25 protein-coding genes are annotated in these 25,632 nt (G+C 70.9%); 9 read left to right on the plus strand and 16 right to left on the minus strand.

The genetic code is table 11. The features are described 5' to 3' along the window. Positions 1-29 precede the first annotated feature (29 nt). The 9 genes from ACFWY9_RS40825 to ACFWY9_RS40865 all read right to left on the minus strand — a co-directional run bounded on the left by ACFWY9_RS40825 (position 30) and on the right by ACFWY9_RS40865 (position 9,273). Positions 30-863, minus strand: coding sequence for an alpha/beta fold hydrolase (locus tag ACFWY9_RS40825; RefSeq protein ID WP_378341406.1), 834 nt, complete (start codon positions 861-863; stop codon positions 30-32). 13 nt (positions 864-876) lie between these two features. Beyond that, on the minus strand, positions 877-1,521 hold the full coding sequence (locus ACFWY9_RS40830) for an isochorismatase family protein (RefSeq protein WP_378341407.1): 645 nt from the start codon (positions 1,519-1,521) through the stop codon (positions 877-879). Further along, entirely contained in the window at positions 1,514-2,155 is a 642-nt protein-coding gene (locus ACFWY9_RS40835) for an SRPBCC family protein (protein WP_378341408.1), read from the minus strand. The genes ACFWY9_RS40830 and ACFWY9_RS40835 overlap by 8 nt, the downstream gene beginning before the upstream one ends. Beyond that, entirely contained in the window at positions 2,152-2,655 is a 504-nt protein-coding gene (locus ACFWY9_RS40840) for a (2Fe-2S)-binding protein (protein WP_378341409.1), read from the minus strand. Before ACFWY9_RS40840 ends, ACFWY9_RS40835 begins: the two co-directional genes overlap by 4 nt. Beyond that, positions 2,652-5,012 (minus strand): xanthine dehydrogenase family protein molybdopterin-binding subunit, encoded by a 2,361-nt coding sequence (locus tag ACFWY9_RS40845; protein WP_378341410.1) that lies wholly within the window; start codon positions 5,010-5,012, stop codon positions 2,652-2,654. Before ACFWY9_RS40845 ends, ACFWY9_RS40840 begins: the two co-directional genes overlap by 4 nt. Next, a complete protein-coding gene (locus ACFWY9_RS40850; RefSeq protein ID WP_378341411.1) occupies positions 5,009-5,872 on the minus strand; it encodes an FAD binding domain-containing protein in 864 nt (287 codons plus the stop codon). The genes ACFWY9_RS40845 and ACFWY9_RS40850 overlap by 4 nt, the downstream gene beginning before the upstream one ends. A 7-nt stretch (positions 5,873-5,879) precedes the next feature. Then, entirely contained in the window at positions 5,880-7,265 is a 1,386-nt protein-coding gene (locus ACFWY9_RS40855) for an MFS transporter (RefSeq protein WP_378325306.1), read from the minus strand. Positions 7,266-7,344: 79 nt separating this feature from the next. Continuing rightward, positions 7,345-8,613 (minus strand): FAD-dependent monooxygenase, encoded by a 1,269-nt coding sequence (locus ACFWY9_RS40860; RefSeq protein WP_378325308.1) that lies wholly within the window; start codon positions 8,611-8,613, stop codon positions 7,345-7,347. 195 nt (positions 8,614-8,808) lie between these two features. Further along, positions 8,809-9,273, minus strand: coding sequence for a MarR family winged helix-turn-helix transcriptional regulator (locus ACFWY9_RS40865; RefSeq protein ID WP_378341412.1), 465 nt, complete (start codon positions 9,271-9,273; stop codon positions 8,809-8,811). Between the two features lie 90 nt (positions 9,274-9,363). Between ACFWY9_RS40865 and ACFWY9_RS40870 the strand changes: the two genes are divergently transcribed. After that, the gene (locus tag ACFWY9_RS40870; RefSeq protein ID WP_378341413.1) at positions 9,364-10,398 is read left to right on the plus strand and encodes a leucyl aminopeptidase; all 1,035 of its coding nucleotides are present in this window, start codon (positions 9,364-9,366) and stop codon (positions 10,396-10,398) included. Next, positions 10,395-11,147 (plus strand): Asp/Glu racemase, encoded by a 753-nt coding sequence (locus ACFWY9_RS40875; RefSeq protein ID WP_378325311.1) that lies wholly within the window; start codon positions 10,395-10,397, stop codon positions 11,145-11,147. Before ACFWY9_RS40870 ends, ACFWY9_RS40875 begins: the two co-directional genes overlap by 4 nt. 12 nt (positions 11,148-11,159) lie before the next feature. Here the strand turns inward: ACFWY9_RS40875 and ACFWY9_RS40880 are convergent, their stop codons facing one another. Next, positions 11,160-11,489, minus strand: a complete 330-nt coding sequence (locus ACFWY9_RS40880; RefSeq protein ID WP_378325312.1) for a hypothetical protein — start codon at positions 11,487-11,489, stop codon at positions 11,160-11,162. Between the two features lie 156 nt (positions 11,490-11,645). On the opposite strand from ACFWY9_RS40880, the gene ACFWY9_RS40885 reads away from it, so the two are divergent. The 4 genes from ACFWY9_RS40885 to ACFWY9_RS40900 all read left to right on the plus strand — a co-directional run bounded on the left by ACFWY9_RS40885 (position 11,646) and on the right by ACFWY9_RS40900 (position 14,954). Further along, positions 11,646-12,935, plus strand: coding sequence for an erythromycin esterase family protein (locus ACFWY9_RS40885; RefSeq protein ID WP_378341414.1), 1,290 nt, complete (start codon positions 11,646-11,648; stop codon positions 12,933-12,935). A 15-nt stretch (positions 12,936-12,950) separates the two neighbouring features. After that, a complete protein-coding gene (locus tag ACFWY9_RS40890; RefSeq protein WP_378325314.1) occupies positions 12,951-13,592 on the plus strand; it encodes a dienelactone hydrolase family protein in 642 nt (213 codons plus the stop codon). 78 nt (positions 13,593-13,670) lie between these two features. Then, positions 13,671-14,333 (plus strand): phosphoribosyltransferase, encoded by a 663-nt coding sequence (locus tag ACFWY9_RS40895; protein WP_378341415.1) that lies wholly within the window; start codon positions 13,671-13,673, stop codon positions 14,331-14,333. 279 nt (positions 14,334-14,612) lie between these two features. Continuing rightward, positions 14,613-14,954, plus strand: a complete 342-nt coding sequence (locus ACFWY9_RS40900; RefSeq protein ID WP_378325317.1) for a DUF3140 domain-containing protein — start codon at positions 14,613-14,615, stop codon at positions 14,952-14,954. 41 nt (positions 14,955-14,995) lie between these two features. On the opposite strand, the gene ACFWY9_RS40905 is transcribed toward ACFWY9_RS40900, so the two are convergent. Next, on the minus strand, positions 14,996-15,628 hold the full coding sequence (locus tag ACFWY9_RS40905; RefSeq protein ID WP_378325318.1) for a MarR family winged helix-turn-helix transcriptional regulator: 633 nt from the start codon (positions 15,626-15,628) through the stop codon (positions 14,996-14,998). Between the two features lie 179 nt (positions 15,629-15,807). Here ACFWY9_RS40905 and ACFWY9_RS40910 point away from each other — a divergent pair, with 179 nt between their 5' ends. Then, positions 15,808-17,256, plus strand: a complete 1,449-nt coding sequence (locus tag ACFWY9_RS40910; RefSeq protein WP_378341416.1) for an APC family permease — start codon at positions 15,808-15,810, stop codon at positions 17,254-17,256. A 151-nt stretch (positions 17,257-17,407) separates the two neighbouring features. Here ACFWY9_RS40910 and ACFWY9_RS40915 read toward each other — a convergent pair whose 3' ends face one another. Genes ACFWY9_RS40915 through ACFWY9_RS40925 form a run of 3 tightly spaced genes read right to left on the minus strand, consistent with a single transcriptional unit; the run spans position 17,408 to position 20,609 of the window. Beyond that, positions 17,408-18,256 carry a fumarylacetoacetate hydrolase family protein gene (locus ACFWY9_RS40915; RefSeq protein ID WP_378341417.1) on the minus strand — a complete coding sequence of 283 codons (849 nt, stop codon included), beginning with the start codon at positions 18,254-18,256 and terminating at the stop codon, positions 17,408-17,410. Then, positions 18,253-19,143: a catechol 1,2-dioxygenase gene (locus ACFWY9_RS40920; RefSeq protein WP_378341418.1), complete on the minus strand. Its 891-nt coding sequence runs from the start codon at positions 19,141-19,143 to the stop codon at positions 18,253-18,255. Before ACFWY9_RS40920 ends, ACFWY9_RS40915 begins: the two co-directional genes overlap by 4 nt. 2 nt (positions 19,144-19,145) lie before the next feature. Further along, positions 19,146-20,609: an aldehyde dehydrogenase gene (locus tag ACFWY9_RS40925; RefSeq protein WP_378341419.1), complete on the minus strand. Its 1,464-nt coding sequence runs from the start codon at positions 20,607-20,609 to the stop codon at positions 19,146-19,148. Between the two features lie 131 nt (positions 20,610-20,740). On the opposite strand from ACFWY9_RS40925, the gene ACFWY9_RS40930 reads away from it, so the two are divergent. Together ACFWY9_RS40930 and ACFWY9_RS40935 are read left to right on the plus strand one after the other, a co-directional pair. Further along, positions 20,741-22,243, plus strand: coding sequence for an aldehyde dehydrogenase (locus tag ACFWY9_RS40930; RefSeq protein ID WP_378341420.1), 1,503 nt, complete (start codon positions 20,741-20,743; stop codon positions 22,241-22,243). Then, a complete protein-coding gene (locus ACFWY9_RS40935) occupies positions 22,240-22,929 on the plus strand; it encodes a gamma-glutamyl-gamma-aminobutyrate hydrolase family protein (protein ID WP_378341421.1) in 690 nt (229 codons plus the stop codon). The genes ACFWY9_RS40930 and ACFWY9_RS40935 overlap by 4 nt, the downstream gene beginning before the upstream one ends. Before the next feature lie 68 nt (positions 22,930-22,997). Here the strand turns inward: ACFWY9_RS40935 and ACFWY9_RS40940 are convergent, their stop codons facing one another. Together ACFWY9_RS40940 and ACFWY9_RS40945 are read right to left on the minus strand one after the other, a co-directional pair. Next, positions 22,998-24,656, minus strand: coding sequence for an ATP-binding protein (locus ACFWY9_RS40940; RefSeq protein WP_378325327.1), 1,659 nt, complete (start codon positions 24,654-24,656; stop codon positions 22,998-23,000). Beyond that, entirely contained in the window at positions 24,653-25,390 is a 738-nt protein-coding gene (locus ACFWY9_RS40945) for a response regulator transcription factor (protein ID WP_378325328.1), read from the minus strand. The genes ACFWY9_RS40940 and ACFWY9_RS40945 overlap by 4 nt, the downstream gene beginning before the upstream one ends. Between the last annotated feature and the right edge of the window lie 242 nt (positions 25,391-25,632).

Genomic DNA, 25,632 nt, shown 5'->3' on the forward strand with positions numbered 1-25,632 from the left:
CCTCGCATGCCATGCGAGGAAAGTCCCCTTCAGCTCACAGCGGCCAGGGCGTCGAGGAGGAGGGCGAGCGCGGGGCCCGGGTTGTCCCAGAAGACCATGTGCCCGGCGTCGGGGACCTCGAACAGCCGCGCCGACGGATTCGACGCGGCCAGCTCGCGGACGCCTTCGGGCGGGACGACGGGGCTGTCCGCGCCGTGCAGCAGCGCGACCGGTGCGGGAACCGAGGGCCAGACGGTGAAGAAGTCGTCGGTCTCGAAACCCCGGTGTGTTGCCGCGATCGCCTCGGCGTCGCAGCTGGCGAGCCACCGCGCACGCAGTTCCTGTTCCCGGTGCGGCCAGCGTGGCCAGGACAGTGCGACCTCGTCCGCGGTGGTGCCCCGCCGGGCCTGCGCGAGTTGCTCGTCGAACACGGCCAGCGACGTCGGATAGGGGCCACGATCCGGGCCCGACAGCGGCGGGTCGACGAGGACACTTCCGCGCAGGGGCAAGGATTTCCGCGCGGCGGTCACCGCGGCGATCCGCGCGCCCATGGAGTGGCCGAGCAACACCGGGCGATCGAGGCCGAGCGTGGTGACGACGACTTCGGTGTCGTCGGCGTAGTCGTCCACTGTGTACGCCGGGGCGGAGTCGGAGAGCCCGCGGCCCCGGACATCGACGACGATCGGGCGAGCCACGGACGTCAGCTCCCGCGCGACGAAATCCATCGTGATCGCCGGGCTGGTGATGCCGGGCAGCACCACGAGCGGGACGCCGTCGCCACCGTAGTCCAGCACGTGCAGCCGCAGCCCGCCGGAGCGGACCCAGCGGCTGAGCGCCGGGACGTCGGCGAGATCGGCGAGGGCGGGCTGGCTGAGCGTACGCATGCGAGGCTCCTGGTCAGGGGAGAGTGGTGAGATAGGCGAGCGCGTCGGACTGGTCGATGACGTCGCCGTATTTGGCCTGGATGTCGAACAACGCGGCGTCGTGCGGGCCCGAGGCGCGGTCGCCGACGCACGCGCGGGGGACGAGCACGCCGAAACCGGACTGCACGGCGTCGACGGCGGTCGCGCGCACGCACCCGCTGGTCGTCGCGCCGCACACCAGGACGGTGTCGCGGCCGAGACCGGTCAGCAACGCGGCGAGCCCGGTGCCGAAAAAGGCCGACGCGCCTTTCTTGAGGATCAGGTGATCCTCGGGAACGCGAGGGAGCCGAGGGTCGAGCGCGACCGCCTCGCTGCCTTCGCGCAGCGAGCGCATCCCGGGCGCCTTGTGCAGCCATGTCACCGCGTCACCGTCGGCCTCGGCCGGGGTGTAGCTGATCGCGGTGAAGACTACCGGGACGTCCCGCGAACGCGCGGCCTCGATCAGCGCGCCGGTCGACGCGACGACGTCGGTGAGGTCCGCCCCGGTCGGGAACCCCGGCTCGGTGAATCCCCGGGTCAGATCCACGACGACGAGCGCGGGACGGCTGCCCCGCCGCACCTCGGCGCCGAAACCCGCGCGTTCGTAGGTGTCCAGTGTGGACTGTCCATAGTCACCCACGGCGCTTCAGCTCCTTAGACTGCGCGCGCAGCTTCCCGAGCAGCCAGCCCTGGAAAAGACCGAGGGCGAACGCCCCGATCACCGGCGCGTACTTGGCGGCCGGGCCGAGCACCAGGGCCAGACCGTCCAATTCGGACTGGGCGGCCGCCGCCGACGGCGAGGCAGTGGCGGACGGGGGAGCGGCGGGGCGCGCGGGATCGAGCAGGCCCGCCAGGTTGCCCGCGAACTGGCCGAGCAGCTTCCCCGCCACCGCGCCGATCGCGCCCTTGCCGAACTGCGCGATCTTGCCGCGGATCAGCAGATCCGTGGTCAGCCGCAGCACCGCGCCCTCCGGCGACTCGGCCACCGTGACCTCGACCTGTGCTTCGGCGTCCCCGCTGCCGTGGACGTCGTTGCCCGCGGCCTGCAGCCGCAGGTACCGGCGCCGCTCGTCGACCTCGAGAAACCGCACGGTGCCCTGGTAGGCGGCGGAAATCGGGCCGACCTTCACCTGGACGCGGCCGCGGTGCGTGTCGCCGTCGCTGCCCTCGATCGCCGCGCCCGGCAGGCACGGGACGATGCGCCCGACGTCGGTGAGCGCGGCGAACACCGCCTCCGGCGGGGCCGCGATGGCGACTTCGTGGTCCAGGATCATCGGGTGCTCCCTTCCGGCGCGAGCCGGGCCCGGCGGCGGGCCGCGCAGTCGTCGATCGCTTCCACGATCGTCTGATATCCGGTGCAGCGGCAGAGGTTCGACGCCACGGTCTCGCGGATCTCCGCCTTGCCCACCTCCGGCTTTTCGGCGAGCAGCCCCTCGGCGAGCATGAGGAAACCGGGCGTGCAGAATCCGCACTGCAGGCCGTGGTGCTCGGCGAACGACCGCTGCAGATCGTTCAGTTCCCCGTCCACCGCGAGGGATTCGACCGTCCGCACGGCGCGACCCTCGGCCTGCACCGCGAAGACGAGACAGGCCCGCACCGGCGCTCCGTCGAGCAGCACCGTGCAGGCACCGCACACGCCGTGCTCGCAGCCGACGTGCGTACCGGTCAGCTCCAGGTCGTGCCGCAGGACGTCGACGAGCGTGCGCCGCGCGTCCACGAGCAGCTCGTGTTCGGCGTCGTTCACCGTCAACGTGATCAGGTAGCGCTCACTCATCGGTTTCCTCGCAAAGCCCGGTGCACGGTTTCCGGGGTGATCGGGGTGTTGTCGAGTTCGACGCCCGTGCCGCGCAGGGCGTCGTTGACGGCGTTGAGCACGGCCGCCGGCGCGCCGATCGTGCCGCCCTCGCCCGCGCCCTTGGCACCGTTGCGGGTGAACGCGCACGGCGTTTCCAGATGATGCACGCTGATGTCCGGCATCTCCGCGGCCGTGGGCACCTGGTAGTCGATGAAGCTCGCGCACGACGGCTCGCCGTTGGCGTCGTAGGTGACCTCCTCGAACAACGCCCCGGCGATGCCCTGCGCGATCCCGCCGCGTGCCTGGCCGTCCACGATCTGCGGATTGATCGCGACGCCACAGTCCTCGACACACACGTACCGCAGGATCTCGACCCGCCCGGTACCCGGACGCAGCTCGACGACCACGCCGTGCGTCGCGTTGGAGAACGTCCCGTCCCCGGCGACGTCGAACGAGGCCGTCGCGGACAGCCCGGGGTCGGCCTCCTTCGGTAGCAGATGTGCCTTGAGGTACGCGACGTCGGCGATGTCCGCAAAGGACAGTCGCCGCGACGGATCCGACCGCAGCCGCACGAAACCGTGGTCCAGCTCGACGTCTTCGGGCTGTGCCTGGAGCAGATGCGCGCCGAGCAGCAGCAGTTTGTCGCCGAGCTTCGTGGCCGCGAGCGCGACCGCGCTGCCGCCGATGGTGATCGACCGGCTGGCGAAGGTGCCCCAGCCGTAGGTGATCCGGTCGGTGTCGCCCTGTACGATCTGCACGCGGTCGAATTCGAGGCCGAGTTCGTCGGCGACGATCTGCGCCATCGTCGTCTCGTGGCTCTGCCCGTGGCTCATCGTCCCGCTGGTCACCACGACCGAACCGGTGGTGTCCATCCGGATCTCGGCGATGTCGTAGCCGGGCACCACGGTCATCTTGCGTTTGGCGAACGCGTCGGAGCCGTAGCCGGTGCGCTCGCTGAAACACGCGTAGCCGATGCCGAGCACACGATCCGAGGACGAGCGGTGGTCGTACCAGCCCTCGTCGCGCAGGATCTTCTCGCAGAGGTTCAAAGATTCCACATAGGACCCGGGGTCATAGGTGATCAGATTGACGCCGGTGTACGGGAATCGCGTGATCACGTTGCGGCGCCGGATCTCCACCGGGTCGAGGCCGAGTTCCCGGGCGGCGCGTTCGAAGAGCCGCTCCATCACCATCACGTACTGCGGCCTGCTGACGCCGCGATACGGTGCTGTCGGCGCCTTGTTCGTCGTCACCGCCCTCGCGCGGACCCGATAGGCCGGGACCTGGTAGACGCCGGGCATCTCGGCCGAAGCCATCAACGGTTCGATGCCCGCGGTGAACGGATAGCACGAGTACGCGCCCATGTCGCACACGATCTCGACGTCGAGGCCGAGGATGCGGCCTTCGGCGTCGAACGCCGCCCGCGCGTCGTAGCGCTGCTCACGGGCCAGGAACGACGCGGTGAGCGCGTCCTTGCGATCCTCGATCCACTTCACCGTACGGCCGAGCCGCAACGCGGCCGCCGCGGCGGCGATCTCCTCGCGGCCCACCACGCATTTCTGGCCGAACCCGCCACCCATGTCGGGCACCATCACCCGCACGGTCCGTTCGTCGCGCCCGAGGCAGGACGCCAGCACCGTGCGGACCTGGTGCGGGACCTGCGTACAGGTGTGCACCACGAGCTGCCCGGCCCGGTCGTCCCACGCCGCGACTGCGCCGCGGGTTTCCAGCGGAAGCGCGTTCTGGCGTCCGGTTTTGGCCTGCACCCGGACGACCTGGTGTGCCGTGGCGAAGACGTCGTCGATGCCTTCGGTGGCGAACATCGAGACGTCCACGAGCGTGTTCGCGGTGGCTTCGTCGTGCACAAGGGGAGCACCGGGAGAAAGCGCTTGCTCGTCCGACACCACCGGCGTGCCGGGATCGTAGACGACCTTGGCCGCCTCCAGCCCGTCCTCGACGGCGTAAGGATCTTCGGCCACGATGACGGCGATCGGCTCGCCGACGTACCGCACCCGGTCACGCGCGAGCACCGGCATCGCGGTCGGCACGAACTCCTCGCGCGGCCGGTCCAGCACCGCGGTGATATCGCCGAGGCCGAGGTCGGCGGCGGTGAACGCGGCCACGACGCCGGGGACGTCGCGCACGGCGTCGAGATCCACCGACACGATCGAGCCGGACGCGATCGTGCTGCGGACGAACTGCGCGTGCAGCATCCGCGGCAGGTGCAGATCGTCGACGAACCGGCCCCGGCCGGACAGCAGCCGCGGATCCTCCTTGCGGCGCACCGAGGCGCCGACCCATTTCCCGGCCGCGGTGAACGTCGGCTCCGCGGTCATCGGGACGCCGCCTTCGCACAGGCGGCGGTCACCAGTTCACGGGTGAGTGCACGGCGGTAGTCCGCGCTGCCATTGGCGTCCGACGGCGGATCGATCGCCTCCGCCGCGGCCTCGGCACACCGTTCGAACAGCTCCGGCCCGGCGGGACCGCCCTCGGCCAGCGCCGCCTCAGCCGCCGCGCTGCGGCAGGGCACCTCGGCGACGCCGCCCAGCACGATACGTCCACTGTGGACTTCACCGTCGGACATCTCCAGCGACACCGCGGCCGCGACCGTCGCGAAATCCCCGTGGCGCCGGGCGAATTCGGTGATTGCCGCGTGTGGGGCGCGATGCGGGAAGATCACCTCGACGATGAGTTCGTCGTGGTCCAGCGTGGTGGTGAAGAACCCGAGGAACAGTTCGCCCGCTGGGATCACCCGCCGCCGTCCGGCGCTGTTCTCCGCGACGACGCGGGCATCGAGCAGTACCGTCAGCAGGCCCCACTCCGCGGTCGCGTCACCGTGCGCGAGACTCCCGCCGATCGTGCCGCGGGTGCGGATCGGCAGATGCCCTAGCCAGCGCATCCCCTCCCGCAGCACCGCGAACCCCGGGCCGGTCACCGATTCCGGCGCGGTCTCGACGTCGTGGTGCGTGGTCAGCGCGCCGATGTGCAGCCCGTCGTCGGCGGTGCGCAGGTACCGCAGCTCGCGCAGGCCGCCGACGTCGACCAGATGCCGGGGCCGGGCGAGGCGGAAGTTCATCATCGGCACCAGGCTCTGGCCGCCGGCGATGACCTTGGCCTCGTCCCCGAGTTCGGCGAGGGATCGCGTCGCGCCCGGAACGTCCCGGGCGCGGTGGTAACTGAACGAAGCGGGCTTCATGCTCCTCCTATTCGACGACGGCGGCTGGCGCGGAACTCGGGGCGTCCGAGGACAGGTGGTCGAGCTGCCTGCCCTTGGTTTCCGGCGCCGCCGCGGCCATCCACAGCACGGCCGCCAGGACGACGACGCCGAGCACGGTGAACGTCAGCGGCAGCCCGAGCGTCGGCCACAGCACGCTGCCGAACAACAGCGGCGCGAACCCGGTGACCACCCGGCTCGACGCGGACGCCCAGCCGAACCCGCTCGCCCGCAGCGTCGTCGGGTACAACTCGGCGACATAGGCGTAGAGCACCGGGATCGCCACCTGCACGAGGAAACCGAACACGCCCAGCCACACCAGTGTGCCGCCGCCGACCTTGAGCACCAGCGCGAACCCGACGAGCGCCGCCGAGGCCAGCGGGGCCGAGATCCCGATGACCCATTTGCGGCCGACGACGTCCACCAGCGCGGCCGAGACGATGACGCCGACGATGCCCAGCCCGCTCATCACCGTGGTCCCCGCGAACGCGGCGGCGTCACCATGCCCCTGGGTGCGCAGGATCGTGGGCATCCAGCTCAGCGCGGCGTAGTAGAGCAGCATGATCGTGATGAAGGTCGCCCACGCCACCGACGTGATACGCCAGTCGAACGACCACACGGTGCGCAACTGCGTGACGGCGCTGCGCAACGCCCCGGCCCGGGGCTGCTCGGGCGGCGCGGGGATCTCGTACGGTCGCACGGGCGCGCCGGTGTCGGCGACGAGCTTGTCGATGACCTCGCGCGCTTCCCGCTCCCGTCCCATGCGGACCAGGTAGAGCGGTGATTCGGGGACACCACGGCGGACCCAGAACAACAGCAGCGCGGGCAGGATCATCACCAGCAGCATCCAGCGCCAGTTGCCGGACAAGGGCACCAGCAGCGTCGCGCTCAGGCCGCACAGCGTCGCGCCGATCGGCCACCAGAGATCCATCGCGGCCAATACCCGGCCGCGCTGTTTCCGTGGCGAGAACTCGCTGACGAGCGCGTAGTCGACCGGAATGCAGCCGCCGAGGCCGAACCCCGCCGCGAAGCGCAGCACGAGGAAGATCCAGAAACTCGGGGCCGCCGCGCCGAGCACGGAGAAGACCGAGAAGATCAGCAGCGTGATCGCGAAGGCCCGTTTCCGGCCCATCCGGTCGGCGATCGTGCCCCAGGCGACCGAACCGACGGCCATCCCGATCAGGTTCGCGCTCGCGACCAGGCCGCGCGCGCCGGGCGACAGCCCGAACTCGGTGCCCAGCAGCGGGGTGAGGAACCCGTTGAGCGCGACGTCCCAGGCGTCGAACAGGTACCCGAGCCCGCCGATGAGGAAGATCCTGCCCTGCACCCGCCAGCGCCAGGGGAGTTCCTGGACTATCTCGTCACCGGTGGTCATGTCGCCTCCGTGTTGTGCTGCTGCTGTGGTGGTGCCCCCGTGCTTTGCTGCCGTTTGCTTCCGCCCCTTACCCGGCGTGTCACCGGATGAACTGGTAGTCGAACGCCTCCAGATCCTTGTCCGCCAAGGGCGTCCCGCGCCAGAGCCAGTCGTACGAAACATCGGACTCGCCGCTGAAATCGCGCAGTTTGCGGTCGCGGTCGGCCTGCTCCGGGCCGTCCGGGAGGTGATAGAAATCCTTGTTGCGCAAGGAAGCCTCCTGCACCATCCCGGCGTGCTTGGCCCGCCGCGCGACATAGCGCGTCAGCGCGCCGCGCACGCCGTCGACCGGCACCGCACCGAGTTCCTCGGCGAGCACGGCCGCGTCCTCCATCGCCTGCGAAGCGCCCTGCGCCTGGTAGGGCAGCATCGCGTGGCACGCGTCGCCGAGCAGGGCGACGTGCCCGTCCGTCCACACGGGATCGCGGCGGCGCTGGAACATCGCCCACACGCTGGCGTCCCCTTCGGACTTGGACAGCATCGCCGCGACGCGATCGTCCCAGCCGGGGAAGGCGTTCACGAGTTCGTCGGCCGAGGCCGGGCCCGACCAGGTCCGCTCGATCTCGGGGGAACACGGCACGATCGCGACGACGTTGAGGTACTGCCCGCCGCGGATGAGGTAGTGCACGAGGTGCCGGTCCGGGCCGTACCAGATGGTGCTCTGGAACCGGTCGACGAGCCAGCGGGTCGCGGGATCGGCGGCGATCTTGTCGCCGGGGATCAGCGCCCGGTAGGCCATTTCGCCGGAGAACTCCAGCGTGTCGGGGAAACCGAGCGCGTCGCGCACCGAGGAGCGGATGCCGTCCGCGCCGATGAGCACGTCGGCGGCGTAGCGGTCACCCGATGCGGTGACGGCGGTCGGCCGGGTCTCGTCGGCCTGGTCTACGTCGACGACCTTGGCGTCGGTGTGGATGCGCACCACCGGCCCCGGCCCCGCCGGATCGAGGCACGCGTCGAGCAGCGCCTGATGCAGATCCGCGCGGTGGTAGTGCCAGTACGGTGCGTTGTACTCTCGTTTGCAACGCTCGCCCAGCGGTGTCATGGCGATGACGCTGCCGTCCTGCCAGCGGCGGCGCACCTGGTCCTGCGGTTCGGTGCGGATGGCGCGCAGCCGGGGGAGCAGGCCGAGTCCGATGAGGATCCGGCTCGCGTTCGGTGCGGTCTGGATACCGGCGCCGACCTCGCCCAGCTGCGGCGCCTGCTCCAGCACGGTGACCTGAAGTCCCTTGTGGCGCAAGGAAAGTGCGGCGGTCAGGCCACCGAGGCCGCCGCCGGCGATCACGACACGGTAGGACTGGCTCGCGGTCACGGCTCCTCCTGTTTCCGATGTGTCCGGCGTCTCGGACGCGATAATCCGAACACGGACGATCTGGAAAAGCAAGAGGGGAAACAAACTTCGGGGCTCAACGCCGTGAAGGCCCCCTTACCGGCGCTCGGCGCCGTGAAGGACTCCTTGCCTGCCTTGAGCGCTGTGAAGGAGGCCTTCACGGAGCATGGAGCGGGGTTAGTCGGCGGCGAGGTGTTCCCAGTGTTCGGCCAGCGCCGTGAGTTCGTCGAGCAGGACCCGGCGCCGCAGCGGGGAGTAGCCGTCGAGCAGTTGCTCGTCGAGACGGCGGGCGCGCGCGTCGACCTCGGCGAGTTTCTCCTTGCCCGCTTCGGAGAGCCGCAGCAGTTTGCGGCGCCCGTCGGCGGCGTCGGGCTCGCGCAGCAGAAGGCCGCGTTCCTCGAGGCGCTTGGCCACGTCGGCCATGGTGGACCGGTCCAGCGCGACCGACGAGGCGAGGGAACCCTGGTCCACGCCGGGAAAACAGTCGACGGCGGTGAGCACGGCGAACTGCGGGCCGGTCAGCGTCGAGTCCACTGTGTGCACCCAGGCGGCGAGATAGGCCTGGTAGAGCCGCCGCGCCGCGTAACCGGGCGCGGCGAGGAGCGCGGCCGGGGTGCTGGGTGCTTCGAGGGGTTCTGCCATGTCTTCAGCTAAGCACGGATCGTGAACCCCTTGACCTTCGCACCGCCGGGAGAGATAGTCAGTGCCCGGACTAATTCGTGCGGAGGATCGATGGACCACAACCAGTTGAACGACATCTTCGTGCGCCAGCTGACCCTGAGCGGCGTACGTGAGGGCGAGACCGTGTCGGTGCTGTCGCGGGGCGGGGAACGGGCCGGCTACGCGGACGCGGCGCTCTTCGCGGCGCAGGAACTCGGCGCGAACACCTTCCACCTCCGGGTCCCGCCGGCGCGTGCCGCGGCGGGCGGTGCCTGGGCGGTCGGCGACTCGGGGCTGGGCACCAACCCGGTCGCGGTCGAGGCGCTCAAGCAGACCGACATGCTGATCGACCTGACCTTCCTGTTGTTCAGCAAGGAACAGTTCGCCATCCAGGACGCCGGGACGCGCATCCTCACCGTCGTCGAACCGCCGGAGCTGCTGGCCCGCCTGCTGCCCACCAAGGAACTGCGTGAGCGCGTCGAGGTCGGCGCCGAACTGCTGGCCAAGGCGTCCTCGATGCGGATCACCAGCCCCCACGGCACGGACGTCACCTATCAGCTCGGCCGCTACCCGACGCTGAGCGAGTACGGTTACACCGACACGCCCGGCCGCTGGGACCACTGGCCCGCCGCGTTCGTGTTCACCGGCGGCACCGACGACGGCGTCGACGGCACGATCGTGCTTTCCCCCGGCGACGTCCTGCTGCCGTTCAACACCTACGTCCAGAGCCCGGTCACGCTCACCATCGAAAAGGGCTTCGTCACCGACATCCGCGGCGGGCTGGACGCCGAGTTGCTCTCGTCCTACATCAAGTCCTTCGACGACCCGCGCGGCTACGGCATGTCCCATGTCGGCTGGGGGCTCGACGAGCGCGCGCACTGGCACGGGCTCACGCAGTTCCCCGGCGGGATGGGCATGGAGCTGCGGTCCTTCTACGGCAACGTGATGTTCTCGATCGGCCCGAACAACGAGCTCGGCGGCCCGAACGACACGCCGTGTCACTTCGACATCCCGATGCGTGGCTGCAGCCTGTTCCTCGACGACGAGGCGATCGTGCTCGACGGCGACCTGACCGTCCGCGAGATGCGCCCGGCGGCGCGCCGATGACCGAGCACCACATCGGCATGATCGTGCCCAGCTCGAACCTCACCATGGAGACCGAGCTGCCCCGGATGCTGCGCGCCCGTGAGGAACTCCTCCCGGAGGACCGGTTCGTGTTCCACAGCAGCCGGATGCGGATGAAACACGTGACGCCGGAACAGCTCGCGGCGATGAACGCGCAGACGCCGCGCGCCGCCGCCGAACTCGCCGACGCGCGGCCGGACGTCGTCACGTCGGCCTGTCTCGTGGCGATCATGGCACAGGGGCCCGGCTACCACTGCACCGCCGAGACCGAGATCCGCGACGCGTTGCGGGACAACGGTTCCGAGGCACCGGTGATCTCCAGCGCGGGCGCGCTGCTGACCGGGTTGTCCGCGCTCGGCGCCCGCCGCGTCGCGATCGTCACGCCGTACCTGAAACCCCTGACGAAGCTGGTCGCGGAGTACATAGTGGACGGTGGGTTCGAGGTCGTCGACACGCTGAGCCTCGAGGTCCCGGACAACCTCGCGGTCGCCCGGCTCGATCCGGCCGATCTGCGGGAGCACTGGCGTAAGCTCGACCTGTCCCATGCGGACGCGATCGTGCTCTCGGCGTGCGTGCAGATGCCGTCGCTGTCGGCGATTCAGGCGGTCGAGGACGCTTCGGGTCTGCCGGTGCTCTCCGCTGCCACCGCGACGACGTTCGCTCTCCTCGGCGAACTGGGGCTCGACCAGCGCGTTCCCGGTGCCGGGAGGTTGCTCGGCGGCGACCGGTGAAGCGCTTTCTCGTTATCCACGCCAGCTTTCGCGGCGCCGGCGCACCAGGGAGACGGGCTGGACAAGGTGCGCCGGCAGGTAGTGGGTGAACGTCGTCTGCCACTTCTCGTCGGCCGTGTGCAGCTGGTAGCGCACGAGGGCGAGCCAGGCGCCGTCGGCGTTGCGAGCCCAGCCGACCAGCTCACCCGTGACCTCGTGCCCGGTCTGCAGCCCCGTCGGGGTGTTCGTCCGCCGGTGGCGGTCCGGGAGCGGGAACAGGCGCGGCAGGTCCACGGTCACCCATCGGGGTGGCTCCACGCGCCGCGCCCCGGCGGGTCGCACACCGTCGTCGGTCGAACTCATGTTCGACATCATGACTCCTGTAACGCGGCCGTGCAAACCCGTCGGAGGTGCGTTGTCGCAGGTCACAGGGGCGGAGCGTAGTGTGACATATCCGCTCGGTATGTCTCCGCAGGTGGGAGTTCGTTTAGTGCCCGGCCCGGCGGGAATCCGGGCGGCATGCCGAGAAGCGCGGTCGACGAAGTCACCCTGATCCGCGAGGACGCCCACGTGGTACGCAGCCCCCGGGATCTCGATCCCTTGCTCGACCGGATCGGCGCGGCCCGGTACGTCCTGATCGGCGAGGCTACGCACGGTACGGCCGAGTTCTACCGCTGGCGCGCGGAACTGACGCAGCGGCTGATCGCCGAACGCGGGTTCTCGTTCGTCGCGGTCGAGGGGGACTGGCCGGACTGCCACCGGTTGCACTGCTGCGTGGCGGGTGCGCCCGGCGTGCCGAAAGATCCCTGGCAGGTGTTGTGGGGATTCCGCCGGTGGCCCGCGTGGCTGTGGGCGAACGAGGAGGTCGCCGAGTTCGCTCGCTGGCTGCGGGAGTTCAACCGCGACGGGGGACATCGGCCGGTTGGCTTCCATGGGCTCGACGTGTACAGCCTGTGGGACTCGCTGCGCGCCGTTTTCGCTTACCTCACGGAGCACGCTCCAGACCGGATCGGCCCCGCGCGGGAGGCGTGCCGCTGTTTCGAGCCGTATGGCGAGGACTCGCGGGCTTACGCGTGGGTGACGGAGCTGGTGCCGGAGAACTGCCGCCGTGAGGTCGTCCGCCTGCTGGCCGAGCTGCGGGCGGACGCCTGCCGGGGTGGCGCGCCGGGACTGGACCGCGCGTTCGTGGCGCGGCAGAACGCCGAGATCGTCGTCGGCGCCGAGCGGTACTACCGCGAGCTGACCCAGGGCGGACCGCGTTCGTGGAACGTGCGGGACCACCACATGACCGACACCCTCACCCGGCTCGCCGAGGCGTACGGGCCCGGGGCGAAAGCCGTGGTGTGGGCGCACAACACGCACGTCGGGGACGCCAGGGCCACCGACATGGCGGCGGCGGGCATGGTGAACCTCGGGCAGCTCGTGCGGGAACGGCACCACGCCGACGGAGTGGTCACGGTCGGGTTCGGGACGTATCGCGGCAGCGTCATCGCGTCGGATCACTGGGGCGGCCCGGTGCGGCGGCTGCCGGTCCCCGAGGCGCGTCAGGACAGCACCGAAGGCCTGGTACACGACGCGATTCCTGGCCACGACAGCCTTTTCGTGTTCGACGACGACTCCCGATGGGCCGAAGACGTCCGCGGGCATCGTGCGATCGGCGTCGTCTACCGGGCCGACGGCTACGTGCCGACGGCGCTTTCGGCTCGGTACGACGCTTTCATGCACTGCGACGTCACCACGGCCATCACACCCCTGCACCCGGGGGAGCCGGGCGGCGCCGAGGAACAGACCTACCCGAGCGGACTCTGAACGGAGGGAGAAGGCATGACCGTACCCTTCGCGATCGACACCGGGGCCACGTCGGTGCAGGGCGATCTCACCGTGCCGGCGGACGCGACCGGCGTCGTCGTCTTCGCACACGGGTCGGGCAGTTCCCGGCACAGCCCGCGTAACCAGGCGGTGGCGAAAACCTTGCAGGACAACAAGTTCGCGACCCTGTTGTTCGACCTGCTGAGCCGTGACGAGGAAGCCGCGGACGCGGCGGGCGGGCAGCTCCGCTTCGATGTCGGCCTCCTGGCCGACCGGCTGGTGCGCGCGATCGACGAACTCGCGCGGCACGACCCGGTCCATGGCCTGCCGCTGGGGTTGTTCGGCGCGAGCACGGGAGCCGCCGCGGCATTGCGGGCCGCGGCCGAACGGCCGGAGGTGGTGCGCGCGGTCGTTTCGCGCGGTGGCCGTCCGGATCTCGCCGGCCCCGCGCTGGCCGAGGTCACCAGCCCGGTGCTGCTGATCGTCGGCGCTCGCGACCGGACGGTGCTGCGCCTCAACGAGGAAGCCGCGAAACACCTGGCGGGGCCCATGGAACTCCTGGTCGTCCCGGGTGCGACGCACCTGTTCGAGGAGCCCGGCACGCTCGAGCGCGTCGCCGAAGCGGCCGCGTCCTGGTTCACCGGCCACCTCGGCTGACCGCGAATGACGGGCGGTGCGGCCGGGTAACCGAAAAGGAGACGGTTTCCGCTCACGGTCCGGGGAAGGACGGATCCGATGCGTTTCCTCCACGACAGGGCCACCCGGATGTTCGCCGATCGCCGGGACGGGGGACGGCGGCTCGCCGAGCTACTGCGGGAACGGCCGTGGTCCGATCCGGTGGTGCTGGGCCTGGCACGGGGCGGGGTCCCGGTCGCCGTCGAGGTGGCGGCCCTGCTCGGCGCCCCGCTGGACGTGGCCGTGGCGCGCAAGATCGGCGCACCGGGGCGTCCCGAGTTCGGGCTCGGCGCGGTCACCGCGGACGGACCACCGACCTACGACGAGCGGATCCTCGCCGCGCTGGGCCTGACCGCCGAAGACCTCGCGGAGACCTGCGCGGCCGAGCGCGCGGAGGCACGGCGCCGGATCGCGCGTTACCAGGGCGAACGAGAGCCGCGACGCGGCAGGGACGTGATCGTCGTGGACGACGGCCTCGCCACCGGCGCCACCGCGCGAGCCGCCTTGCGGGCCGTCCGTGCCGACCGGCCGCGCAGGCTGGTGTTCGCCGCGCCGGTGTGTGCCCCCGACGCGGTCGCGGCACTGCAGCGGGTGGCGGACGATGTCGTCTGCGTGGCCGCGCCGGAGGCGTTCCGCGCCGTCGGCCAGTGGTATGACGATTTCGGTCAGACCACCGACGAGGAAGTGGTGGCGGTGCTCGACGCGGCCCGTGACCGGCGGTGAGCGCGCGGCGGGTCCGGTTGCGGCGGGAGCGGTCCCGGCTCGGGGATCGGCGGGCGCGGCGGCCCTGGAGCGGGCGGTGTCGGCGGTGGCTCCGGCGGCGGCCGCATCGGATCGGGCCGGGGCGGCACGGGATGGACCATGACTTCCTCCTCGTCCGGCTTGGTGGGCACGCTTCGGATACCGCGCCGGGGGAGCGGCCAAACCCGGCGCGAGGTGTCGGAGCCGCAGTGTCCGGGTAACCGGCACTGACCCCGCGCTACGACGGAGAGGAGGCCGACGATGGCCGCGGCGCATCAGGTGGACGAACAGCTGTGGGCCGAGTTCCACGAGGTGGTGAACATGACCTCGCACGAGCTGAGCGAATGGCTGCGCACCCGGTCGGCGGGCGAGGGGACCGAGGAGCTGCCGGACCGGGCCGGGACACCGACCGGACGGCACGTGCTGGAGGTGCTCCGCAAACGCAAGGGGGACGTGACCGCCGACGACGAGCGGGTGATGCGCGCGGTCGTCGGCCGGGTGCGTGCCGAACGCCGCGCTGACCTGGAGCCCACCGCGGGGGAGACGCACTGGCGGCACCGGCTCATGTCACTCGGGCACGACCCGCTGCGCCCGGTGTCCTGAATCCACTGTCCACGCGGGACAGGCGGAGACCGCCCGCCGGTTCAGGCGGGCTTGCGGGCGCGACGGCGCGGGTCGGCGCGGCGCGCGCCCGCGGGCTTCGGCTGCCGTCCGTCCGCGGCGAGCCCGGGCAGCTTGCTGTCCGAGATGGACGCTCGTACTTCTGTTTCGCGTTCCTCGCCGGTCTCTTCGATGTGTTTGACCATATGCCGAAGAGTGCGCGTCAGGTCCTGGATCCGCCGGTCGCTCAGGCCGGTGAGCGCGAACTTCTCCTCGGCGTTGAAGCGGGGGAACAACTCGGTCATCAGCTCGCGGCCGCGCGCGGTGAGCGAGAGCACCGAAAGCCTGCGGTCGTCCGGCGGGACGGTGCGCACGAGCAGGCCCCGTGATTCGAGTGTCTTGGCGACCCCGGTGAGCGTGCCCTTGGAAATCCCGCACTCCTCGGCGACGTGCTTGGTCTCCATCTCCTCCCAGATCCACACGACCCACAGGACGACGAAGCCGGTCCAGGTCAGATCGACGTCACGCAGCACGGACTGCTCGAAGTGGTTGCGCACCGCGGAGGCGGCGCGGTGCAGGTTCGACACGGCCGCCATCGCGCCGAAGTCGAGTTCCAGACCACCCAGCCGCGCCGTCACGGCCTTCTCGGTCTCGCGGAGCGTGTAGTACCCGGTCATGCGTCACCTGTGTCCCGATCGGTCCAGTTGGGCGACAGCGTACCTGCTCGTCAGGCCGGGTCCGGGCAGGCGCGGCGACGTTTCGGGATCGTGCCTTGTGCAATAACGTTTGGGCCCATACGATCCTGCGGACTGTATGGGGCCGAACGAACGGCCCGTCCCGTTCCCGGAGGTCGCCCGTGCCCGACGCCCGCTCCCCGGAAACCCCCGCCCCGCGCCCCCGGTCGCTCGGAGTGCCGGACATCGTCTTCTTCATCGTCGCCGCCTCGGCGCCGCTCACCGTGGCGGCGGGCGGGATCAGTACCAGTTACGCGGTCACCGGGATCGAAGGCATCCCGTTGTCGTACCTCGTACTGGCCGCCGTGCTGATCGTCTTCACCGTCGGCTACGCGGCGATGAGCAGGCACATCGCCAACAGCGGCGCGTTCTACGCCTACATCGCGCACGGACTCGGCAGGCAGGCCGGCGTCGGGGCGTCGTTCGTCGCACTGGTGGCCTACAACGCCATGCAGATCGGTGTCTACGGCATGTTCGGCGCGGCGAGCGCCCAGCTCTGCCGGACGTACTTCGGGTTCGACGTCCCGTGGTGGGCCGGGGTGCTGGCCGCGGTGATCGTGGTCGGGGTGCTCGGCGTGCTCCGTGTCGACCTGAACGCGCGGGTGCTCGCCGTACTTCTGATCCTGGAGACGGTGGCGGTCGCGGTGTTCGACGTCGCGGGTCTCGCGGACCCGGGGCCGGGTGGGGTGCCGTGGGCGGGGTTCGCGCCGTCGCACCTGTTCGTCGCCGGGGTGGGCGCGGTGCTGTGCTTCGGGGTCGCGGGCTTCGTGGGCTTCGAATCCGCTGCGATCTACGGAGAGGAATGCCGGGATCCGAAGCGGACAGTGGCGCGGGCGACGTATGTCGCGGTCGGCATCATCGGCGTGTTCTACGCGGTGAGCGCGTGGGCGATCGCCGCGGCGGCGGGTGGCGGCGAGGTCGTGGCCCAGGCCCGGCAGCAGGGCCCGAACCTGGTGTTCGCGCTCGGCGAGGCCCGGCTGGGCCGGATCTTCACCGACGTCGCGACTGTGTTGTTCGTGACGAGCCTTTTCGCGTCACTGCTGAGTTTCCACAACGCGGTGGCGCGCTACCTGTTCGCGCTCGGACGGGAAGGGGTGTTGCCGCGCGGGCTGTCCGCGACATCCCGGGCCGGCGCTCCGCGCGCGGGTTCGCTGACCCAGACGGTGGTCGCGGTCGTGGTCCTCACGGTCTTCGCCGTGACCGGCCGCGATCCGGTGCTGGACTTGTTCACCTGGCTCACCAACGCCGGTGCCGCCGGGGTCATCCTGCTGATGGCGCTCACCTCGTTCGCCGTCGTCGGTTACTTCCGGCGGGACGCGCGCGGGCACTCGCCACTCCAGCGGCTGCTCGCGCCGGGGCTCGCCGGGCTCGCGCTCGGCGGCCTGTTCGTGCTCGTGCTGGTGAACTTCGACGTCATGCTCGGCACCAGCCCGGGATCGCCGCTGCGGTGGATCCTGCCGGGACTGATCCTCGTGGCCGGTCTCGCCGGTGTCGCCTGGGGCGCGCGGCTACGGGCGGCGCGGCCGGACGTCTACGCCGTCATCGGCCGCGGCGCGGCGGCGGGGGAGTAGCTGCCGGGCTGCCGGAACCCAGGGATGCCTCCGTCCTTTGTGGATTGATGGGCCTTCACGGCAGTGCGTACGCCCCCGGAGTATGTATAACGACCTATACAGCTCGCGAAGGGTGAGTTGTCACCGTGGACTCACCGTTCCACAAGCAGAATCAAGGACGGCGGGGAGCCCGGACGCCGCGGAATTCCCAGTCCCCGCCGAGCGCGGTGGAGCGGACCTCTTCGGACTCGGTCGGCTGAGCGCCGACGTCGGACCGGATCGGGACCGGGCCGGACACGATGTGATTGCGCAGGGTGCCGAGGCCCTCGACCTCGACCTCGACGACGTCGCCCGGCCGCACCGGGCGGGAGTTCGCCGGGGTCCCGGAGAGCAGGACGTCGCCCGGGTACAGGGTGATCGTGCGGGCGATGTCGGCGACGAGGTAGTGCATGTCCCATTCCATGTCGCCGGTGGTGCCGTCCTGCGCGACGACGCCGTTGACGAGGGTGCGGATCCGCTTGCCGCGGAAGTCCCAGCCGGTGACCAGGCCGGGCCCGAGCGGGCAGAGCGTGTCGGATCCCTTGACACGCAACATGGATCCGGCGTCGGTGTCGCGGAAGTCGTGCAGTCCGTAGTCGTTGGCGACGGTGTAGCCGCGGATGTACTCGCCCGCCTCGGCGGGGGAGACGTTGCGGCACGTGCGGCCGATGACGATCGCGATCTCGCCCTCGTAGTTCAGCCACGCACAGCGTTCCGGGCGGACGACGGCGCCGCCGTGCGCGTTGAGTGCCGAGGTCGGCTTGTGGAAGTACGTAGGCGCCGGCGGTAGCTTGCCCTGGAACTCGGTCACCCTGCTGTGGTAGTTGAGGTGGACGGCGATGATCTTGGACGGCACCACCGGCGGCAGGTGCACGGCCTCGTCGACGCCGGCCTCGCGGCCGTCCGGGGCGACGAGCCGGTCGCCGTCGCGGACGACCTCGACCGCGGCGCCGTCGAGCAGGATCCTGCGGTACTCGGTCATCGTGGGGCCTCCTGGGTCCATCCGGCGGCGGGCCTGTCGAACCAGAGATGCACCTGACCGGTGCCGACGGAGTTCTCGTACTCCGAGTACAACCGCCCCGGCGCGACGCACGCCTGTTCGCCGAGCGCGCCCGCCATCATCAGATAGTGCCCGAACCCGGCTTCCGGCTTGAACCGCGCGAACTCGTCCATCGTGTCGAGCACCTTCGCGTGTTCCCCGGCGGTGAACCATTCGATGCGCTGGAGGTCCGCTTCGGCGGCTTCGCGAGTGTAGATGTGTTCGACGCCGGACGCCTCGTGCGCACGCAGTTCTCGTAGCGGCCAGAACGTGTGCGACAGCGCGCCGGAGGCGATCAGCAGGACCTTCCGATCGGTGTCGGCGATGCCCGCGGCGAGTGCCCGGCCGAGCCGCAGGTTGTCCTCGGCGTCGGCGGTCTGGCAGACGCCGATGGAGATCCACGGCTTCTCCGGCACGCCGAGATAGGACCACAGGTTCACGGTGGCGTAGTAGATCGGCAGGTACGGATCGTCGATCGGGGTGATCCAGGTGCCCTGCTCCGCGGCGTGGGCGGCGACCGCGCGCGCGAGTTCCGGGTCCCCGGGGAAATCGTAGGGAATACGGCACATTCCGCGTGGCAGTTCCTCGGAGGTGAACAGCCCGGCGCGGCGGTGCTGCGCGGTGACGACGTACTCCACCGTGGTGGCCCAATGTGAATCGAGGACGACGACGGTGTCGTAGTCGAGCGTGTCGAACACCTCGCGGCGGAGCCGGCGCAGACCGGGGACGAGGCTGGTTTCCTCGCCATTGTTGAGTTCCCGGCGGGTCTTCTCCGGCAGCATGATGGTCGGGACGTGCGAGAGCAGGCCGGCGCCGACGATCTCTCCCATGGTCAGTTCCCCTCTCGCGGCGCGAAGACGCTGTTCTTCACGTCGCAGTAGAAATCGAAGCTCCACGTGCCGCCCTCGCGGCCGATCCCGGATTCGCGGGAGCCACCGAACGGGGCACGAAGATCACGCACGAAGAAGCAGTTGACCCACACCGTCCCGGCGACGAGCCGCGAGGAAACCCGTTCCGCGCGGGCCTCGTCGCCGGTCACGAGCGTCGCGGCGAGACCGAAGCGGGTGGAGTTGGCGAGCCGGACGGCGTCGTCCTCGTCCCGGAACGTCTGGAGCGTGAGGACCGGGCCGAAGACCTCCTCGGTCAGGATTTCGCTGCCCTCGGCGGCGCCGATGAGCAGGGTCGGCCGGTAGTAGAGACCGCCGAGATCGGTGTTGGGGCCGCCGCCGAGCAGCGGCTCGGCCCCGGCCTCGACCGCGCGGCGGACGAACCCGTCGATCCTCTCCAGTTGGCGGCGATGGACCTGCGGGCCGAGGTCGGTGGTTTCGTCCCGGGGGTCACCTTGCCGGAGTTGCCCGGCACGTTCGAGGAAGCGGGCCCGGAATTCGTCCACAATGGACTCATCGACGAGCAGCCGGACGGCGGCGAGGCACACCTGCCCCGCGTTGTCGTACTGCTCGACGGCGAGATCCACGGCGAGGTCGAGATCGGCGTCGGCGAAGACCAGCAGCGGCGATTTCCCGCCGAGTTCGAACGAGGTCGGGACCAGGTTGGCCGCCGCGGCCGTCGCGATCGTGCGCGCGGTCGGCACCGAGCCGGTGAAGCTGATCCGCCGGACGCCAGGATGCGCGACGAGCGCCGCGCCCGCTTCGGCGCCGTGGCCCTGGACGACGTTGAACACGCCGTCGGGCAGACCGGCTTCGGCGGCGATGTCGGCGAAGAGCGACGCGGTGAGCGGGGTCCACTCGGCGGGTTTGAGCACGACGGTGTTCCCGGCGGCCAGTGCGGGCGCGATCTTCCAGGTGGCCAGCATGAGCGGTGCGTTCCACGGCGTGACGAGCGCGCACACCCCGGCCGGGTCCCACGAGACGTGGTTGCGATGCCCGCGTGTCTCGAAGTCCGGATGGTCCAGCTCGTCGACGAGCCAGTTCGCGAAGAACCGGAAGTTGTGCGCGACCCGCGGCATCACGCCGCGCCGGTGCGAGCGCAACAAGGCGCCGTTGTCGGTGGTCTCGACGATCGCCAGGTCCTCAAGGCGCTTTTCGACGCCGTCGGCGAGCGCGTGCAGCAGGCTCGCGCGTTCCTCGCGGCTGGTGCGGGACCACCCCGCGAACGCGGTCTGTGCCGCCGTCACTGCGGCGTCGACGTCGGCGGCGGTGCCGCGCGCGATCTCGGTGAGCGGCGCCTCGTCGATGGGGGAGACGTCGGTGAACCGGTCGGTGGAGGCGACCCGGCGGCCCCCGATCCAGTGGTCGGCGGACACGGGTACCCCTGCCACCGTCGGCTGGCGCGTCATCCTGGCTCCTCCCGGCTCGGAAGTCCTCGAAAATCGTGGACCGATCGCCGTGCCCGCGATATCGTTCGGGCCCAAACGTAAGTGACCGCATCACCGCGGTCAAGCCCGGTGTGTTCACTCTCGGAGGTGCCATGTCCCTCGGTCACGACGACTGGCTGCGGCTGGCGGCGCGGATGTCCTCACCGCGCGGGCTGTTCGTCGGCGGCACGTTCATCGACCCGGCCGACGGCACGCCGATGCCGGTCACGTCGCCCCGCGACGGCAGGGTGCTCGCCGAGGTCGCCGCGGCGGGGGAGAAGGACGTCGATCGCGCGGTGGCCGCCGCCCGGCGTGCCTTCGACGAAGGGCCATGGCCGCGTCTCAAACCGCGTGAACGCGCGAAACACCTGCTGCGGCTGGCGGAACTGGTGGACCGCGACGCGGACGTGCTCGCGTTGAGCGTCTCGCTGGAGATGGGCAAGCCGATCTCCGACGCGCGGAACGTCGAACTCGCCGCGCTGGTGAACACCCTGCGCTGGTACGCCGAAGCGGCAGACAAGAACGCGGGCGAGATCCCCGACGCCGGGCCGGACGCCCTCGCGCTGGTGACCCGCGAACCGGCTGGTGTCGTCGCGGCCGTCGTGCCGTGGAACTTCCCGTTGACCATGGCGGGCTGGAAGCTCGGCCCGGCGCTGGCCGCCGGATGCACCGTCGTGCTCAAACCCGCCGAACAGTCCCCGTTGTCCGCGCTGCACCTGGCGCGGCTCGCCGCCGAGGCGGGGTTGCCCGAGGGTGTGCTGAACGTCGTCAACGGCCCCGGCGAGGTCACCGGCAGGGCGCTCGGCCTGCATCCGGGCGTCGACGTCGTGACGTTCACCGGCTCGACCGAGGTCGGCAGGCATTTCCTGCGCTACGCCGCGGATTCCAACCTCAAACGGGTCTGGCTGGAACTCGGCGGGAAGTCGCCCAACATCATCCTCGACGACGCGCCGGAACTCGGCGCGGCGGCCGACACCTCGGCGTGGGGCATCTTCTTCAACTCCGGCGAGATGTGTACGGCACCCTCGCGGCTGGTGGTGCACAAGAGCGTCGCGGACGAGGTGCTGGAGCGCGTCGTCGCGCGTGCCGCCGACTTCGCGCCCGGTGACCCGCTGGACCCGGTGACGAAGATGGGCCCGGTCGTCAGCGAAGAACACTTGGGCTCGGTCCTGTCGCACGTCGACGTCGCGCTCGAAGAAGGCGCGCGGGTATGTATTGGCGGCGAACGCGTGCGCGTGGACAGCGTGGCCGGCGGGGGCAGCTACCTGGAACCGACCGTGCTCGACCGGGTCACCCCGGGCATGCGGGTCGCGCGGGAGGAGATCTTCGGCCCGGTCCTGTCCGTGCTGACGTTCGACACCGTCGAGGAGGCGGTGGCGCTGGCGGCCGACACCGAGTACGGGCTGGCGGCGGCCGTGTGGACCCGTGATCTCGGCCGCGCGCACCGGATCTCGCGGGCGCTGCGGGCGGGCACGGTGTGGGTCAACTGCTACGAGGAGGGCGATCTGAGCGTCCCCTTCGGCGGGACGAAACTTTCCGGGCACGGGCGGGACAAGTCCTTGCACGCACTGGAGAAGTTCACCGATCTCAAGACGACGTGGATCGCGTTGCCGTGAGGCCGCTCATCGTGATTCCCGCGCGCTTCGCGACTTCGACGTCGGCGTTGCGCTACTCGGCCGTCGTCACCGCGCGGGCGTTGTCGGCCGCCGTGCTGGCCGCCGGGGGTGAGCCGCTCACCGTACACCCGGAGGGTGACGTCACACGTCTGTCCTTTGCGGACGGAGTCCTGCTGCCCGGCGGCGGGGATCTCGACCCGGCGCGTTACGGGCAGCCGACCCGCTCGGGCGAGGTGTACGACGTGGACACCGCGCAGGACGAGTTCGACCTCGCGCTCGCCCGGTGGACGCTGGACACCGGGCGGCCGCTGCTGGCGATCTGCCGCGGCCTGCAGGTCGTCAACGTCGCGCTCGGCGGAACGCTGGACCAGCACATGTCCGGGGCGCATCGGCACCTCGTGCACGGTGTCCGCGTCGAACCAGGCTCGCGCACGGCCGGGCTGGTGGGGGAGAAGGCCGAGGCTTCGTGCTTCCACCATCAGCGTCTCGACCGGCTCGGCGCGGGGTTGCGGCCGGTGGCCTGGGCCGAGGACGGCACGGTCGAGGCCGCCGAACTGTCCGATGTGGACTTCCTTGGCGTGCAATGGCATCCGGAGGATTCGGCTGCCGAAGACCCGGCGCAGCAGGCACTGTTCGACGCACTGGTCACCGCCGCGAGGCCGGGTTCCGTCTGCCGGAAGTGCTGAAGGACGCTTTCAGTGCGCTGGCCGCTCCGAAGGCGTCCTTCGGCACGCGGGGAGGGGCGGCGACGTGGTCATCCGGCAGGGAGCGCGACCTCGACACACGTACCGGTGCCGGGCGTGCTGGTCAGGCGCAGGGTACCGCCCATCGCCTCGGTCAGGCCGCGGGCGAGCACGAGGCCGAGCCCGGCGCCCGGCACGCCGCGTGCCTCGGCGTCGAGCCGCTGGAACGGGACGAACAGCCGTTCCTGGAGTTCGGGGCTGATGCCCGGTCCGGAGTCGGTCACCCGGATCAGGGCACCTTCGCCGGTCTCCGCGGTCTCGACGAGCACCCAGCCGTCGGGCTCGTTGTGCCGGATCGCGTTGGTGACCAGGTTGATCAGCACCTGGCGCAGCCGCCGCCGATCGGCGCTGATCCGGCGTTCGGGGCCTTCGACGCGCAGCGAGATCCGATGGTGGGAAAGCGGTTCGAGCAGCGCGACGACCTCGCCGACGAGCTGGCGCAGTTCGAGCGGCTCCGGCCGGACCTCGAGTGCGCCCGCCTCGATCTTGGCGACGTCGAGGACGTCGTCGACGAGCGCGAGGATGTGGTCGCTCGCCTCGGTGATGTGGTGCAGCGCCGACTGGCGGCGTTCGGCGGGCAGGTCGAGGCGCCGCAGGAGTTCGGCGAAGCCGGTGATGGCCTGCATCGGGGTGCGCAGCTCGTGGGACAGCGACGTCAGGAACTCCGACTTCGCCCGGTTGGACGCTTCGGCCGCGTGCCGGGCGACCTCGGCCTCTCGCCGGGCACGCCGTTCCCGGTCGGCGGCGCGGCGCTGGGTGATGTCGAGCAGGTTGAGGCTCAGGTACATCTTCTCGCCGTCGGCACGCCGCACGACCGACGCGGTCGCCGCGGCGACGATCTCGACGCCGCCGCTGCCGACGCATACCGTTTCGAACTGGACGCTGTCGGCGTCGCCGTCGACGAGGTCGGTGAGGACGTCCGCGGTGTGCTCGACCAGGTCCGGCCGGAGCACGGCACCGAGCTCGACGCCGAGAAGGTCCACTTCGGACAGTCCGAGCAGGACCCGCAGCGCGCGGTTGACCCTGGTGAACCGGCGGTCGAGGCCGACGAGCGCCATGCCGACGGCGTTGTCCTCGAAGGCGCGGCGGAAGCGTTCCTCGCTTTCGGCGAGCGCGCCGAACAGCCGCGCGTGCTCGATGGCGACCGAGGCGAGGTGGGTGAACTGCTCCACCAGCCGCACCTCGCGTTCCGGCGGAAGGTGCGGTTCGGTGTGGTACACGGCGAAGGTGCCCAGCACACCGCCGTCGCGGCCGAGGACGGGCTGGGACCAGCAGGAGCGCAGTCCGGCCAGTTCGGCCAGCGCGCGGTAGTCGTCCCAGCGGCGGTCGGTCGCGATGTCCTCGACGACCACCTGGGTCCCGTGGTACGCGGAGGTGCCGCAGGAGCCCGCCTCGGGCCCGATGGACAGCCCGTCGATCGCCTCGACGTAGTGCGCGGGCAGCCCGGACGCGGCGCCGTGGTGCAGCGTCGCCCGCGTGGAGTCGAGCAGCAGGATGGAACACCGCGAGTACGGCAGCAGCTCGTTGAGCGCCTCGGTCACCGCGCCGAGGACGTCGCCGAGTTCGGCGCCGGAGGCGAGCAGGTCCAGTACCCGCGTCTCCCGTTCGAGCAGCAGCAGGCTGTCGGCGTGGTCGAACGCGGACTCGACGCGCGGGAGGTTCGGGATCATGCGCGTTCCCAGCGGTAGCCGACGCCGCGGACGGTGCGCAGCCTGCGCGGGCCGCCGGGGCCGGTTTCGAGCTTGGCGCGCAGCCGGTGGATGTGCTCGGTGACGGTGGCGTCGGACTGCCAGCCGGGGGAGGACCGCCAGACCGCCTGCAGCAGCTGCGCGCGAGTGAACACCTGCCCGGGGTGCTGGGCCAGGAACACGAGCAGGTCGAACTCCTTGGCCGTCAGTTCCACGAACGCGCCGTCCAGGGTGACCTGGCGGGCGGCGGTGTCGATGCGGAGGCCGTCCTCGGTCTCGCCGTCCACTGTGGCCACCGGGACGCTGCGGCGCAGTACCGACCGCACCCGCGCGGCGAGTTCCTCGGGGGAGAACGGTTTCACGAGGTAGTCGTCGGCGCCGAGGTCCAGCCCGACGATGCGGTCGGTCTCGCCGCTGCGTCCGCTGAGGACGACCACGGGCAACGGCGTCCGTGACCGGTCGTGGCGGACCCGCCGCAGGACGTCGAGCCCGCCGAGGCCGGGCAGTGACAGGTCGAGGACCATGAGGTCGGGTGGTTCGGCGGCGATCCGTTCGAGCGCGGTGTGGCCGTCGCCGGCCTCGGTCACCAGGAAACCGTCGGCCTCCAGCTGCCAGGTCACGACCGTGCGGACCCGCTCGTCGTCGTCGACGACGAGTATCCGGCGTCGAGCGCTCGGTGCCACCTCGGCCGTACCTCCCAAGTCACGGAACCTCATGCTGCTCCGCGGTTTCGGCGGTGGCAACAGCGCCGGGGCGGCCGTTGAGCAACTGTTGACATTCGGTTGGTGCGGATCTGAGGCACGGACCACAGCCTAGGAGGCGCGCGGACCGGACCGCCCCCGGACGTGGGGGGGGGGGGGGGGGGCGCGCCCCCGCCCCCCCCCCCCCCCCCCGGCCCCCCGCGCGCGGGGCGACGGACGGGGTGGGGGGGTCGACGGGGTTGGAAATCAACTGAGAC

Source organism: Amycolatopsis sp. NPDC059027 (genome assembly GCF_042739735.1).
GTDB lineage: Bacteria > Actinomycetota > Actinomycetes > Mycobacteriales > Pseudonocardiaceae > Amycolatopsis.